General features: G+C 72.4%; 8 protein-coding genes. 2 read left to right on the forward strand and 6 right to left on the reverse strand.

Translation table 11 applies throughout. The features are described from left to right. Positions 1-67: 67 nt before the first annotated feature. The 6 genes from AQJ11_RS14315 to AQJ11_RS14340 are packed head-to-tail and all read right to left on the reverse strand — an operon-like array spanning position 68 to position 12,146. Positions 68-1,345: an ATP-grasp domain-containing protein gene (locus AQJ11_RS14315; RefSeq protein ID WP_059263299.1), complete on the reverse strand. Its 1,278-nt coding sequence runs from the start codon at positions 1,343-1,345 to the stop codon at positions 68-70. Continuing rightward, positions 1,342-2,112 carry a thioesterase II family protein gene (locus AQJ11_RS14320; RefSeq protein ID WP_059263300.1) on the reverse strand — a complete coding sequence of 257 codons (771 nt, stop codon included), beginning with the start codon at positions 2,110-2,112 and terminating at the stop codon, positions 1,342-1,344. Before AQJ11_RS14320 ends, AQJ11_RS14315 begins: the two co-directional genes overlap by 4 nt. Continuing rightward, positions 2,109-2,288 carry an MbtH family protein gene (locus tag AQJ11_RS14325; RefSeq protein ID WP_014670462.1) on the reverse strand — a complete coding sequence of 60 codons (180 nt, stop codon included), beginning with the start codon at positions 2,286-2,288 and terminating at the stop codon, positions 2,109-2,111. Before AQJ11_RS14325 ends, AQJ11_RS14320 begins: the two co-directional genes overlap by 4 nt. Then, positions 2,285-6,214 (reverse strand): non-ribosomal peptide synthetase, encoded by a 3,930-nt coding sequence (locus tag AQJ11_RS14330; protein ID WP_059263301.1) that lies wholly within the window; start codon positions 6,212-6,214, stop codon positions 2,285-2,287. Before AQJ11_RS14330 ends, AQJ11_RS14325 begins: the two co-directional genes overlap by 4 nt. A 32-nt stretch (positions 6,215-6,246) precedes the next feature. Then, on the reverse strand, positions 6,247-10,308 hold the full coding sequence (locus tag AQJ11_RS14335) for a condensation domain-containing protein (RefSeq protein WP_059263469.1): 4,062 nt from the start codon (positions 10,306-10,308) through the stop codon (positions 6,247-6,249). Positions 10,309-10,316: 8 nt separating this feature from the next. Further along, positions 10,317-12,146, reverse strand: a complete 1,830-nt coding sequence (locus tag AQJ11_RS14340; RefSeq protein WP_059263302.1) for a non-ribosomal peptide synthetase — start codon at positions 12,144-12,146, stop codon at positions 10,317-10,319. Positions 12,147-12,920: 774 nt separating this feature from the next. Here AQJ11_RS14340 and AQJ11_RS14345 point away from each other — a divergent pair. Then, a complete protein-coding gene (locus tag AQJ11_RS14345) occupies positions 12,921-13,406 on the forward strand; it encodes a hotdog family protein (protein ID WP_058079103.1) in 486 nt (161 codons plus the stop codon). 135 nt (positions 13,407-13,541) lie between these two features. Continuing rightward, positions 13,542-15,371: an amino acid adenylation domain-containing protein gene (locus AQJ11_RS14350; protein ID WP_079082310.1), complete on the forward strand. Its 1,830-nt coding sequence runs from the start codon at positions 13,542-13,544 to the stop codon at positions 15,369-15,371. Positions 15,372-15,379: the final 8 nt, after the last annotated feature.

The raw sequence follows: 15,379 nt of genomic DNA on the forward strand, positions 1-15,379 counted from the left end.
TGGGGGTACGGAACGCCGTGGACGTACGGCTGTGCCGGGGGGCCGTACGGGGGTGTGCGGATCGGTGTCACAGCCGGCCGAGTTCGGCTCCGGTGACCGTCCGGACACCGGGCTCCCCGGGGAAGGCGAAGGTGAAGCGGAGCCTGGACTCCACGTCCTTGAAGACCGTGGCGAGGTCGTCCAGTCCGGTCGTCTCGCCGATGACGACGTCGAGTTCCCTCGTGTGCACGCCGCCTTCCAGCCGGGTGCCCGGCCGGGCGTAGGGACGGTAGAGGGTCACTTCGGGCAGGGCCCGGATCTCGTCGGTGCCTTCCACCGCGACCAGTTCGCAGGGGTCGCGGGGAGCGGGGTGGATGATCTGGTAGACCGTCCGGCCGGGGGGAAGCGGAGGGACGTCGACGCGCTCGCCGAGGGCGATCCGGCCGGCCAGCTCGATCAGGTCCGTGCCGATGGCCCGTCGGGAGAGTTCGTTGATGCCGCCGCCGAGCCGCCCGTTGACCTCGATGAACCGGGGTCCCTGGGGGGTGAGTTTGGCCTCGGTGTGGGTCAGGCCCGTGGTGATGCCCAGTGCCTTGACGGCCCTCCGGGCCAGGTCGAAGACCTGCTCCGTCTCTTCGGGGTCCAAGGGCGAGGGCCAGAACCTGCCGGTCTCCCGGAAGGGGGGCACCATGGGGAACTTGCCGGTCACGGCGATGTCGGTGACCTCGCCGCGCTGCACGAGCTGCTCGATCGAGACGTAGTCGCCGAAGGGCGCGCAGTCCCGCCCCACCAGGTACTCCTCCAGTACCAGGGCGCCCTCGGGGTCGTACCCGGGGGTCCCCGCGGCCAGGAGCCGTTCGACGGTGCGGCGGCCGTCGGCCTCGTCCTCGATGAGGAAGGTGTTGCGGCTGGCACCGCCGAAGGCGGGCTTGAGGACCGCGGGAAGACCGACGTGCGCGACCGCGTCCGCCCACTGCCCGACGGTGTCGATCCGGTGGAAGCGGACCGAGTCGACGCCCGCCGCGCGCAGAGCGCTCCGCTGGTTCCACTTGTCGGTCAGCAGCGCGGTGGTGGCCGGTGAGTGCTGCGGCAGCCCCAGCCGGTGGGCCAGTTCGCCGGTGAGGCGCAGCGCCTTCTCGCTGAACGTGACGATGCCGCCGGGGCTGTGCGCGCCGAGCTGGGCCACTGCCTGGTCGAGGTCGTCGATCCACACGATGGGCGCGAACTGGGCGAGCAGCGGCTCCATCCCCAGGGTGTGCTCGTTGCGTTCCGCGGCGAAGACCCATGTGGCCCAGTCGCCCAGCCCCACGGCGATGTCGCCCGGTTGCGCCGCACCGAAGTCGTACACCACGATCAGTGGTTTCACCGATGCTCCTTTCGTGCCCGGTCGCCGTCCAGGACGGTGTGGATCAGCTCGATCACGCGGGTCAGGTCGTCCCGGAAGTAGAAGTGGCCGCCGGGCAGTGTGCGGGTGGTCAGGTCCGCGGCCGTGTACGCGGCCCAGGACTCCAGGTGCTCGGCACGCACCCAGGCGTCGTCCGCGCCGCCGATCGCGAGCAACGGGCAGGAGACGGCGCGGGGTTCGGGGGCGTGACGGGCCAGCATCAGGTAGTCGGCGCGCAGGACGGGCACGATCAGGTCCAGGACGGCGGAGTCGTCGAGCAGCTCGGGATCGAACGTGCTGTAGCGGGTGATCTCCTGGATCCACTGGGCGTCGGTCATGGCGAGGACCTGTCCGGCGTCCAGGCGGGGCGAGGACGGGGTGCGGGCCGCTGAGGCGACGAGCAGTTCCACCTCGCGGCCCGCGTCCTCCAGGTGTACGGCCAGCGCGTGGCCGAGCACACCGCCGAGGCTGTGGCCGACGATGACCACCGGCCCCGTGGAATGCCGCTGGACCGCCCGGCCGGCCTCGGCGGCCAGCTCGCCGAGGCTCGTCGGCAGCCCTTCGGCGGCACGGGGGCCCCGGCCGGGATATTGGAGGACAAGGGCGCTCTCGCCGGCGCGCAGGAGGTGTGCGGGCCAGTCGCCCATGGAGTAGGCGCTGCCTCCGGCGAACGGGGCCAGGACGTAGGTGCGGGTGCCCGCTGCCGCGCCGTAGTGCCACAGCAGCGGGGTGGGTTCGGTGCGTTTCACGATGCGGCGGGCGCCACGGACTTGGGGCGGATGTCGGTCCACACCGTCGCGACGTGGTCCAGGCACTCCTCCCGGCTGCCGCTGAAGCCGGTCGTCCGCCAGCCGGCCGGCAGGGTCTTGGCCTCGGGCCACAGGGAGTACTGCTCTTCGTCGTTCACCACAACGGTGTAGGTCATCGGGTGGTCTCCTCACTGGTCGGACGAGGGGATGCGTCGGCGACGGCGGCGCGCAGGGCTTCGGCGCAGGAGGCGACGAGCGCGCTCCTGCGGGGTGCCGCACAGACCTCGCGGCTGAAGCGCCACAGGATGCGCAGACGGCCGTCGACGATGCTGGGGTAGATCTCGATGGGGTGGGAGCGGGGCATGTCCGCCGGCCGGTCGTCCCCGGAGATGTCGATGCGTACGTCCCCGAGCGGTCCCGGCGTACGGCCGTCGCCGTCGCCGTCTCCGTCGTCGCCGCCCGCGTGCAGATAGCCCGGTTCTCCCCAGTAGTTGAAGAGCACGTCGGGCGCGGGGAAGGCGGCGATCCGGTCGCGCAGCGCCGGATCGGGGTGGAGGTGGCGCAGCAGGTCGTGGTCGATGCCCCGGCCCGGGATGTTCCTGACGAGCTCGGCCACGGCGCGGGCCTGTCGCACGTCGGCGGGGTCGGTGGGCATGGGCAGGGCGAAGGGGTAGGCGGTGTTGAAGAAGCCGACCGTGCGGCTCAGGTCGACGTCGTCGAACAGGTCTTCCCGGCCGTGGCCGCCGAGCTGGACCAGGAGGTCGCCGGCGGGGACGCCCAGCCATTCCCGGAAGCCCGCGCCGACCGCGGCCAGCAGGCCCTCGTACACGGTCAGTCCGCGGCGTGCCGTTCCCTCGACGAACCGGCGGGTGAAGTCCTCGTCGAAGGCGGAGGTGTGTTCCCGTGTGTTGCCCTCGGTCCCCGGGGAGCGGGCGTCCGTGACCGGGACGCAGCGGCTCCAGTCGCGGGTCAGCCAGTATTCGGTGTTCAGGCGCTCCGGTTCGTCGCGTACGAACTCCACCAGGCGCCGGGCCCATTCGGTGTAGGGAGTGCCGACGGGGTCCAGGGCCTCGGTGCCGCCGTCCCGCAGGATCGTGGAGAGGTCCTCGGTGATCACGTTCCAGGAGTAGAGGTCCACGACCGCGTGGTGGACGACCATGACCAGCCGGTCGTGCAGGCCTTCGGGGAGCCGGAACAGCCCGGCCCGGCACACCGGGCCCGCACGCAGGTCGAGGGCCGCGTGCAGTCGGGTCGCCGAGGCGTGCATCCGGGATTCCAGCTCGTCCGCCGCCACGTCCCTCAGGTCGAACTCCGTGAGGGGCGGCGGTACGTCGGAGACGGTCTGCGCCAGTGCGCCGTCCACGGAGTCGATGCGGGCGCGCAGCATCGGGTGGCGTCCGGCCAGCAGGTGAACGGCGCGTTCGGCCTCGTCGGTGGTGACGGGGCGCCGTACGGCGTAGAGGACGCCGTGGTTCCAGTAGTCCGGGCGGGGCACGCGACGGGCGAAGAAGTTCAGCTGGGCGGGGGTGAGCGGGGCGGGCGAGGAGTCCGTGCCGGTTCCGGGGCGTGGGGCGGTTCGGGGGCCGGTGGTGCCGGCGGGCCGTCGTCGCGCGACCGCGGCCAGTTCCTGGACGGTGCGGTGCTCCAGCAGGTGCCGGGGGCGCAGTTCGATGCCACGGCGCCCGGCCGCCTGGACGATGCGGATGCCGGTGATGGAGTCGCCGCCCAGCGCGAAGAAGTCGTCGGTGACGCCGACGCGTTCGAGTTTGAGGACGGTGGCCCACAGCTCGCACAGGTCGGCTTCGAGGGACGTGCGCGGCGCCGTGTACGCGGTGGTCGGTACGGTCCGCTCGGCGGCGCGGGCGCGCAGCGCCGTGCGGTCCACCTTGCCGTTGCGGTTGCGGGGCAGCTCGTCGAGGGTCAGCACCTCGTTCGGCACCATGTACGCGGGCAGCCGGCCGGCGACGAACTCCTGGATCTGCCGGTCGGTCGGGGCGTTGCCGGGCGTGAGCGTGACGAAGGCGACGAGCCGTTCCAGGCCGTCGTCCTTGAGGAGTTCGACAATGGCCCGGGCCACCTGCGGATGGCTCTCCACGGCATGCTCGATCTCGCCGAGCTCCACGCGGCGTCCGCGCAGCTTGACCTGGTTGTCGGCCCGGCCGAGCAGTTCGACGGATCCGTCGGTACGCCACCGGCCGAGGTCTCCGGTGCGGTACATGCGCCGTCCGGGTTCGGCGGCGAACGGGTCCGGCAGGAACGCGCCCGCCGTCATCGCGGGCTGACCCACATAGCCGCGGCCCACGCTCTCGCCGCCGATGTACACCTGGCCGGTGACGCCCGGGGGCACGGGTTGCAGATCCGCGTCGAGCACATGGACGCGGACGTTGGGCAGCACCTTGCCGACGGAGGTGTACATGCCCTCGTCTGCGGTGACGGGCCCGCCCGTGCTGTCGTCGGCGACCTCGGCGGGTCCGTAGGCGTTGAGCAGTTCCACGCCGGGCATGACGGTGTGCCACCGGCGGGCCAGTTCGCCGCTGAGCGGCTCCCCTGTGGCGATCAGACGGCCCAGGGTCGAGCGGACGGCCGCGGCCGATTCGGGTGCGGCCTCGAAGTGCTCCAGGAGCACGGCGACGAAGGTCGGTACCAGTGCGAGGCAGCCGAACCGGTGCTCCACCGCCATGGCGGCGAGTGCCGCGGGATCGCGCACCACGTCGTCGGGGACGACACAGACCGTGGAGCCGGCCGTCAGGCCCGCGAACATCTGCCAGATGGACAGGTCGAAGGTGAGCGGCGCGGTCTGCGGCACCTCCACACCGGGGCGCAGGCCGTAGTCCGGCACCCGGGTCGCGAGGAGGTTGAGGAACGAGTGGTGTTCGACGCCGGCTCCCTTCGGGGTGCCCGTGGAACCGGAGGTGAAGATGATGTAGGCGAGGTCGTCGGGCGCCGCCGGGGGGCCGAGGAGCTCCGCCACCGTCTCGGGGTCGTACGGCCCCGGGGTGGACTCGGCCTCCTTGCGCAGGTGGTCCGGGAGCAGCCTGGGCGCGTCGAGGTCCTGCGGGAGTTCCACCTCCGGGCCCGCGACGACGACTTGGGCGCCGCGCGTCAGCCGGTCCCGGCGCCCGGCGGGCATCGCCGGGTCCAGGGGGACGTACACGCCGCCCGCGAAGAGGACACCGACGGCCATGACGAGGAACCACGCGCTGCGCTGGGCGACGAGGGCGACCTGGCTCTCCCTGCCGACGCCCGCCGCGCGCAGGCTGCGTGCGACGGCGGTGGCGTGGGAGCACAGTTGCCGATAGGTGAAGGTATCCGTCCCGTCGTGGATCGCGACGGCGTCGGGGCGCTGTGCGGCCTGGGCCAGCAGGAGTTCCCGGTAGGGCCGGCTGTTGTCCAGGCGGGCGGTTTCGTTGAAGGCGGTGAGCACTTGGTGGCGGGTGGGCTCGTCGAGGACACCGAGGTCCGCGAGGCGCCGGCCGGGGTCGGCCAGACCCTGCTCCAGCACGGTGGCCACGCCCGTCGCCAGCGCGCTCAGCCGTGCGGCGGGCAGCAGCCGCGAGGTCACGGTGACCTCCGCGGTGCCCAGGCGCAGGGACGCGGCGGCCTCGGCGGTGGTCCCGTCGGTGTCCGGTCCGTCGACGCCGACCGTGAACACGATGTCCTCCTCCAGGAGGCTGCGCCGCGTGCCCGCGTCGACGTCGCTGTGTTCGAGGATCCGCGCGGCCACGGACCGTACGCTGCCCAGCCACTGCCGGAAGGTCGCCGCGGGGTCGGGGCGCAGCAGTGCGGGCAGCCCGTGCTCAAGCGGGGCACCGGCCAGCAGGGTGACGGGGCCTTCCGCACCGAAGCGGCGCAGCACGAGGCCCGTGGCGGCGGCGACGGCGGTCCAGCGCAGCAGAGGCTCACCGCCGGTGACGCGGTCGAGGTGCGCACGCGTGGCGGGGGTCAGAGGAGCGCGCGCGGTGGTCGGTGCGCCGGGCGGGGTCTCGTGCGAACCGCCGCCCAGGGCCTGCGCCGTGGCGAGGGAGCCCGCGCGCAGGTCGTCCCGGTGGCGCAGCCAGAACTCGCGGGAGGCGAGGCCGGCGGAGTCGGTGGTGGTGTTCACGTGGGGGTTCTCCTCTTGGCAGACCTTCGGCCTCAGAACGTGAAGTCCGGCACGTCCGGCGTTCCGCCTGTCCGGGACGGCGCGTCGAACAGGTCGAACAGGGTGGCGCCGGGGCCCCGCTCGGCCAGGTTGCGCAGCAGCGTGCGGTACTCGTCGAGCCAGGCGGCGACCGTCTCCGGCCGGAACAGGTCCGTGGCGTACTTCAGGCCGGCCCAGAGGGCGTCCCCGTACTCCATGACCGACACGCTGAGCGGGAACGTGGGCGCCGCGGGGTCGACGTCGAGCAGTTCCACGGCGGGGCCGTCGGGGCCGAGGCCGCGCAGGGGCTCGACCGCGTTGTGGAAGCTGAAGTTGGTGGTCGCGGCGGGTTCCGCCGAATGCGGCCGGGCGATCCGTACGATCCGGTCGGCGGGCAGGTCCCCGTGCGACAGCGCGGACAGCTGGGCGTCACGGACGGCCGCCAGCAAGGCGGAGAACGGCTCCTCGGGGACCAGGGCGGCCCGGACCACGACGGTGTTGGCGTAGCAGCCGATCACGTCGTCGTGGCCGGACACCCGGCCCGTGACCGCACTCGCGACGGACACGTCGCGGCTGCCGCCGATCTTCCAGAGCAGCGCCATCCATCCGGCGAGCAGCACCATGTTGAGCGTGCCCCGCGCCTCACGGGCGAGGGCGCGCAGCCGGGCGGCGAGTTCGGGCTCGATAGGGAACGGCAGATCGGCACCCCGTTCCGGGAGCCGGGAGGGATCGGCGTCCGCGACGTCGGCCGGCAGTGTCACGGCGGGCACTCCGGCGAGCCGTTTCCTCCAGAACTCGACCAGCTGCCGGCCGCGTTCGCCGTCCAGCAGCTCCCGCTGCTCCCGGACGTAGTCGAGATAGGTGCGGGCGGGCGCGGGCCGGTCGGTGTCGCTGCTCAGGTCGTCCATCAGGATCCGCCACGACCAGCCGTCGAAGAACAGGTGGTGGAAGGTGAGCACGAGGACGTGCTGGTCCCGGTCGCCGAACCGGGCCTGGACGAGCTGGTAGCGGGCCGGTGTGCCGCCGTAGAGGTCGAGCGGCTCGGCCACCAGGTCCTTCAGCCGGGCCAGCAGCCGGTCGCGGCCGTCGGCGGCCGTGGTCCCGGGGAACTCCAGGGTGAGGCGCTCCAGGGTGAGCCGGGCCTCCTCGGGCGGGCTGATCACCTGCACGGGTCCGTCCGCGCCGTCGTGCAGGGTGACGCGGAGCATGGGGTGGCGGCGTACCAGTGCTTCCAGCCGCCGGGTCAGCCGCCGCGGATCCACCGGACCGTCGAGGAGGAAGGCGCTCGCCACGTTGTACGCGGCCGATCCGGGGGCGAGTTGGACGGCTGCCCAGATCGCGGCCTGCTGCCCGGAGAGCGGGCCTTCGACCGCGGCGGGGACGGCGGCTTCGACGCTGCCGCCACTCGCGGTCACGACGCTGCCGCCACTCGCGGTGACGGCGCTTCCACCACTCGCGGTGACGGCGCTTCCACCACGCGCGGTCACGGCCGTTCCGCCGCTCGCGGTGACGGCGCTCGCGCCGGTCTCGGCCGGGGCCGCCGCTCCGACCGGGGGTTCCGTGCCGAGCGAGGCCGCCAGTTCGCCCAGGGAGGCGAAGTCGAAGAGGTCCATGACGTCGAGGTCGGTGCCGAGCCGGTCGTTCAGCCTGGTGATCAGCTGGACGCCGTTGAGGGAGTTGCCGCCCGCCTCGAAGAAGTCGTCCTCCAGGCCCAGTCCGGGTTCCTTGAGAACGTCCCTGGCCAGTTCGAGCACCAAGGCGGCGGGTGTCGTGCCGGTGCCGGTCCGCTCCGGTCCGGCACCGGCCGGGGCGTCCGACGGGCCCTCTGCCACGGGGGTGGCGAGCGCGGTGTCCGGCCAGCAGTGCTCCTCGGCGAACGGGGCGGTGGGCAGCTCGATCCGGCGCCGCGGCCTCCGCCCCAGGCCGGTGTGCCAGTCCAGGGGGAACCCCCGGCGGTGGCAGGCGGCGAGCAGTTCGGCGGGAGAGCGCGGGGTCACGGTCTCGAACCGGGAGCCGGCCTCTTCGCGCAGCAGGAGCGAGAGGGCGCTGTCCGGTGCCAGGTCGACGACGACCGCGGTGCCGGCGAATCCGGCGAGCGCCGCCCTGAGCCGGCCCGCGTCGGGTGCCGCGGTGTGCGCTTCCTGGTCCGCCTGGGCCAGGGCGGTGGGCAGGTCCACCGTGCCGCGTGCGTACCGGTCCGCCAACGCACCTATGCCGTGGGCCAGTACGAGCTCGGGGGTGACCGCGAGATCGGCGAGGAGCGCCCGCACTCCCGCGAGGCGGAGCAGGTGCCGCTGCCCCGCGGTCCAGCGCTGGGCCGGCACGTGGCGCCGTGCCTCGTCCAGTACACGGGCGAAGCCGGGGAACGCCTCCGCCAGGTCCGACAGGTGGGCCGCGTCGAGGTCCGCTGCCGTGTCCCGCGGGGAGCCGAGGGCCAGGACGAGAGGGGCGCGGACCGTCGTTCCGGTGCCGGCCGCGTCGGTGACCGCGGGGTCCGTGGCGGCCAGGAAGCCGTCCAGCTCGCTCAGCAGGTGGGCGGCGTCGGTCACGGCCCAGGCCCGGCGGTGGGCGAAGCGCTCCCCGTGGTCGCGCCCGAGCGCCAGGACGTCGGCCGCGTCCGCGAGGGGAAAGCGCCGCGGGTCGGCTGCGACGGCCTGCCGGAGCTGCGCGGCGTAGCGCCGCAGTCCGGACGCGTCGCGTGCGGACAGTACGACGACGTGGTCGGTGCGGGCCGGGGCCGCGGGCCGCACCGCCTGCCGGGCGGCGGTGCCCTCCTCGACGATGACGTGCGCGTTGGTGCTGCTGAGGCCGAAGCTGCTCAGGCCGCCGCGCCGTGGGAGGGCGCCCGTCGGCCACGGTTCGCAGCGGTCGGCGACGCGCAGCGCGGTGCCGTCCAGGCCGAGCAGCGGGTTCGGGGCGGTGAAGTGCGCCGTGGGGAAGATCTCTCCGGCACGGAACTGCGCGATGACGCGCACCAGGCCCGCGAAGCCCGCCATGCAGTCCAGATGGCCGAAGTTGCCCTTGGCCGAGGACACCGGGAGCGCGGTGGCCCGGGCGGTGGCCGGGAAGTCCGCCGCCACCTCGGACAGCGCGGCGGCCAGCCCCTGGATCTCGATGGGGTCGCCGATCCGGGTGCCGGTGCCGTGGGCCTCGACGTAGCCGATGGTCGCCGGGTCCACGGCGGCGTCCCTCAGCGCCGCGGCGATCACCTGGGACTGGCCCGCCGGGCTGGGTGCCGTCAGGCCGTTGCTGCGCCCGGCGTCCTGGTTGACGGCACTGCCACGGATCACCGCGTGCACGGTGTCACCGTCGCGCAACGCGTCCGCGAGCCGCTTGAGCAGGACGAAGCCGCCGCCCTCGCCGAAGGTCGTGCCGTCCGACTTCTCGTCGAACGGGCGGCAGCGGCCGGTGGCGGAGAGCACCCCGAGGCCGTCCGCGCCCTCCGGCCGGGACGGGGGCCGGCCCAGGACGAGTTCGTAGCCGCCGACCAGGGCCGACGCGCACTCGCCGTACGCCAGTTTCCGGCGCGCCTCGTGCAGCGCGACCAGGAAGGAGGAACAGGCGGTGTCCACGACCATCGCGCTTCCGCGCAGATCGAGGTGGTAGGCGATGCGGCCGGCGGCGAAGGCCCGGATGCTGCCGGTGAGGGCGGCGCCATGGCGGCGGCCGGTCTCGTCCAGCAGCTCGTACAGGGTCGGTTCCGGTCCGCCGTACCCGGCGGTGTAGACGCAGACGTCGTGGCCGCGCAGCTCCGCGGGGGCGTAACCGGCGTGGCCGATCGCGCGCACGGCGAGCTGGAGCATCTTGCGCTGCCGGGGGTCGATCAGCTCGGCCTCGGCGCGGGACAGGCCGAAGGCACGGTGGTCGAAGCCGGTGATGTCGTCGATCCAGCCGCCTTCCTGGTCGCTGTCGGAGCGCGTGACCCCCGTGGCCCGGGCACGGGCGGCGGGCATCGGTCCCAGGCAGTCGCGTCCCGCGCGCAGGATCCCGGTGAGCGTGTCCCAGTCGTCGCACTGGGGGAACTCGAAGGCCAGGCCGACCACGGCCACCGCGGTGGTGTCGTCTTCGGTGTCCATGGGGCCCTTCACAGCTCGACGGTCTGGGCGGACGGCTCGGTTCCGCGGGCGTCCCCGCCGTCCAGGGCGGCGGCCAGCGCGGCGACGGTCGGATGCTGGAAGAGCTGGTCGATGGTCATGGCGGGGTAGGTGCGGCGCAGGCCCGCGAAGACCCGCAGCGCCTTGAAGGAGTCTCCGCCGATCTCCATGAACCGCTCGTCCCGGCCGACTTGGGGCCGTCCCAGCACGGAACTCCACAGCGCGGCCACGAACCGCTCGGTGTCGGTGCGCGGAAGGTCGCCGGCGGGCCGGTCGGGGGTGGCGGAGTGCGCGGCCGTGGCGCGCAGGGCGGCGAGGTCGGCCTTGCCGTTCACGGTGACGGGGATGGCGGGGACGATGCTGATGCGGCTCGGGACGAGCGCTTGCCTCAGGCGCTCGCGCAGGTGGCGGGATATCTCCTCCGGTGTGATCGCGGAGGCCGTCACGACGTAGGCGACGAGTTCGGTGGGCGCGTCGGGGGCGGGTTCCTCACCGACGACCAGGGCCTGCTGGACGCCGGCCACGGCGAGCAGCGCCGATTCGATCTCGCCGGGCTCGACGCGGTTGCCGCGGACCTTCAACTGGCGGTCGGCCCGCCCCAGGTACTCGTAGACACCCTCGCTGTCGCGGACCATCAGGTCGTCGGTGCGGTAGAAGCGTTCGCCGTCGGCGTCACGGACGAACTTCCGCTCGGTCAGCTCCGCATCGCCGCGGTAGCCGTGGGCGAGGCAGCGGCCTCCGACGTAGAGGATGCCCGGGGCGCCGTCGGGCACGGGCTCGCCGTCGTCACCGAGCAGGCGCAGCGTGACACCGTCGATGGCCTTGCCCACGGGGATGCGGGCTCGCCGGGTGTCCGCCTCCCGCACGTGGTGCAGCATCATCTCGATGGTCGCCTCGGAAGGACCGTAGGCGTTGAAGACGTGCAGGTCCGGCCGGGCCTTGAGCATCGCGGCGGCCAGCCGCGGGGGGAACGCCTCGCCCGCGACGACGGCCATGCGGCGGGGCAGCAGCGACGCGATGTCCCGCTCCGCGGCCAGCGCCTCCAGCAGGGAGGGGGTGTAGGTGACGGCGTCCACAGGGTGCTTGTCGAGTTCGGCGGCCAGGGCGTCGGCGTCCAGCGTGGTGTGGCGGTCGTAGATGTCCAGACGGGCACCGCTGAGGACGGCGCCGAAGGCGGAGATGAGCCCGAGGTCGGCGGCGAAGGTCGTGGCGATGGCGAAGCTCTGCGGGGTCGTGATCGGCGAGAGGTAGCGCCAGAAGGCCACGTGGTGGTTGAGCACGGCCCCGTGCGGAACCTCGACCGCCTTGGGCACGCCCGTCGATCCGGAGGTGAACACGAGATACGCGAGGTCCTGCGGCTGGGTCTCGGCGGCCGGCTCGTACGGAGCGGTGGGCAGCGAGCCGTCCAGCACCCGCAGCACGGGGGTCCGTCGGGGTAAACGCGACCGGTTGCGCTCGTCCACGAGTACGGCCCGTGCGCCGGTCGCCTTCAGGAGTGCCGCGATCCGGGTGTCGGGGTCCGTGGGCTCCAGGTGCACGTGCACCGCGCCGGCCGCCCACGCGCCGAGGATGGACACCACGGACCACACCGAGCGGTCCACCAGGGTGGCCACCACGTCTCCGCGTCCGATCCCCTGCTCCCGCAGCCAGGACGCCAGTCCGCCGGCGGCCGACGCCAGTTGCCGGTAGCTCAGTTCGGTGTCGCCGTGCCGTACGGCCGGGCGCACCCCGTGCCGCTCGGCCACCTCGTGGAAGAGGGCGGCGACCGATCGGTGGTCGGACGAGAACTCGGACGGAGGCGTCAGTGGTGCGGCGTACACGAGCGCTCCTTAGCTGGCCGTGGTGGCCGGGTGGGAGGTGTGAGGACGACAGCCGGGGTCCCTCCGGGGGAGAGAAGATCTTCGGCCGAATTCGCAGGACGGCGTGCGAGCTCGATGGAGAACTTTCAGCCATCGATGTCCCGGACGTGCGCAGCCGGGACCAGCAGCTTCCAATGCCGCCGCATCGGGCAGTAAAGCACGGCCATCCGAATCACGCCAGCACTGATCATCTTCTGGCTGTTCGCTTTCCCCGATGAAACTGCTTCCAATCATCCAATCCATAAAAGAGGAAATGCCCTTCTTGCCCACTTTACCCGGAACGTGAAACGCTTTGAATAAGTTGCCCGCCGTACGGACTTGAGTTAGGCTCTGCTCGTTTGATCAAGGAAACGGACAGCGTGAGCCTGCAGATCCGAACTCTTCCTCCCCGGTAAGGCCGGGTCGAGGGAGTCGGCGGTACGAAGGCCGGAAGAGACCCTTCCGCCCTTGTCGCGGTATGCACGGAGGGGGATCCTGTTCAACGTGTCGGATCACATCAGCCCGGTCATCGATTACCGTCACAACGGACCACCCAATTCAGCTCAGGGCGGTTATGCGTGCGGCTTGTTCGCCGGTCTCGTCACGCCGTCCCAGGGCTCCGCGGCGGCCGTGACACTGTTGTCTCCCCCACCTCTCGGCGTACCCCTCGAATTCCATCGGGGCCCCCGCAGATCTCAGATCAAAAGGGACGGACAACTCATCGCCACCGTCGCCGGGGCCGCCGGTGAACCGGCCGTGATCGACCCGCTCTCCCCGGCCGAGGCCGAGCAGGCCTCCCGCGCCTTCCAGGGCTTCACCGGTCACCCCTTCCCCACCTGCTTCGTATGCGGCCACGAGCGTCCCGCCGGCGACGGACTCGCCCTCGCCCCGGGGCCCGTGGAGGGGCGTCCGGGCACCGTCGCCTGTCTGTGGACCCCCACGGACGAGCAGGCGTCCGCCGACGGCGGCATACCCGACGAGCTGGTCTGGAGCGTGCTGGACTGCCCCGGCGGGTGGACCTGCGACCCGCGGACCGAGCCCATGGTGCTCAACCGGATGACCGCGGTGATCAGCCGTCGGCCGGTCCCGGGGGACCCCTGCGTCGTGGTGGGCGTCCTGCGGCGCAGACAGGGCAGGACAGCCGTCGTGGACACGGCCCTCTTCGACGCGTCCGGCCGGGAGGCCGGCCGGGCGTCGGCGGTCTGGGTGGCAGTGCCCGAAGGGCTGCCCGCCTCCGCCTGACGGGCGCTCCGGTTCCTGCTCCGCCCCGACAATCCAGCAGCCCGCCCTCGCACCGGTCCCGCCGTGCTGCCCTCCTTTTCCGCGGCGGTGCGCAAGAACTCGGTGGTGCGCAAGAACTCACAGAACGGACGGAGAATGTCGACGGAAACCCTAACCAAAGGATCATCCGGTGCTACGGCCACGGAATCCGTTCACGGCTTATTCACGCAGCGAGCCGCCGCCGATCCGGATGCGGTGGCGATCAGTGCGCACGACGAGGAACTCACGTATGCCGAGCTGGATTCCCGATCCGGCATCCTGGCCGACCGGCTCCGTGCCGCGGGGGTCGGCACGGAAGACACCGTAGGAATCTGTCTGGAACGCTCAGCGGGGTTGATAGTGGCCCTGCTCGCCGTTCTCAAATCCGGCGGAAACTATCTCGGGCTGGACACCAAACAGCCCCGGGAACGCCACATCGCTCTTCTGGAGGATTCGGGAGCGAAGGTCGTCATCACGACATCCGACTTCGTCGAACGGCTCGGCCACTCGGCCACCACGCTCCTCCTCGACGCGGCCTCCGCGCCCACTCCCGCGCAGCCCGCGACATCACCGCATCCCGCGACATCCGCGCAGAACACCGCTTATATCGCGTACACCTCGGGATCATCGGGAAAACCCAAGGGTGTGTGCGTGCCCCACCAGGGCATTCTCCGCCTGGTGACGGACCCCGGATTCCTGGCGGTCCGGCCCGACGACGTCTTCCTCCACTTCGCGCCCGTCGCCTTCGACGCGTCCACCTTCGAGATCTGGAGCGCGTTGCTCAACGGCTGCCGTCTCGTGGTGGCGCCCCCGGGCGACATCACGCCGACGGACCTCGCCGCGTTCATCCGGAAGAACCAGATCACCGTGGCCTGGCTGACCGCGGGGCTGTTCCACGCCATGGTCGAGTCCGGCACCCAGAACCTGCGCGGGCTGCGCCACCTGGTGGCCGGCGGCGACGTGCTCTCCGCCGCGCATGTCGACCGCGCGCTGGGCGAACTGCCCCAGACCACCCTGACCAACGGCTACGGGCCGACCGAGAACACCACCTTCACCGCCTGCCACACCTTCACCGGACCCGTGGCGGACGGCCCCGTACCGATCGGGCGGCCCATCGGCGGCACCACCGTCCACCTCCTCGACGACGCCTACGAGCCCGTCCCAGACGGAGAGGTGGGCCGGCTCTACGCGGCCGGACTCGGCCTGGCCCACGGCTATCTGAACGCCCCCGGGCTCACCGCCGAACGGTTCGTGCCGAACCCCTTCTCCGACGTGCCGGGCGCGCGCATGTACGACACGGGCGACCTGGCCCGCCGCCGGCCCGACGGCACGCTCGAATTCCACGGCCGGGCCGACCAGCAGGTGAAGATCCGGGGCTTCCGCATCGAGCCCGGCGAGATCGAGGCCGCGCTGCGCGCACACCCCGAGATCACCGACGCCGCGGTCGTCGCGCAGCCGGCGTCGGACACGGAACGCCGGCTGACGGCGTACTACGTCAGCGAGGAGGTCGTCACCACGGCCGAGTTGCGCCGTGACCTCGGGCGCGGCCTGCCCGCCTACATGATCCCGGCTCTCTTCGTCCGGCTCGACGCGCTCCCGCTGAACTCCAACGGCAAGGTGGACCGGGCGCGGCTCGCCGCGATGCCCCGGCCCGAACGCCCCGAGATGATCAGCGAGTACCGCCCTCCTGCCACCGAGATGGAGACCTGGCTCACCGAACTGTGGGCCGACTTCATGGGGTTCTCCCCGGTGGGAGTCGACGACGACTTCTTCGAACTCGGCGGCCACTCCCTGATGGCGGCGCGCATCACCGGCGAGATCAGCGCCGAGTACGACGTGAACGTGCCCCCGGTGGCCTTCTACGAGCACCCGACGATCGACGAACTGGCGGCCTACCTCACCACGCTGACGACCGACCCCGAGAGCGACGGCACGCGGGCCGGGTGACCTCTTCC

It is taken from the genome of Streptomyces corchorusii (assembly GCF_001514055.1).
Taxonomy (GTDB): Bacteria; Actinomycetota; Actinomycetes; order Streptomycetales; family Streptomycetaceae; genus Streptomyces; species Streptomyces olivaceoviridis.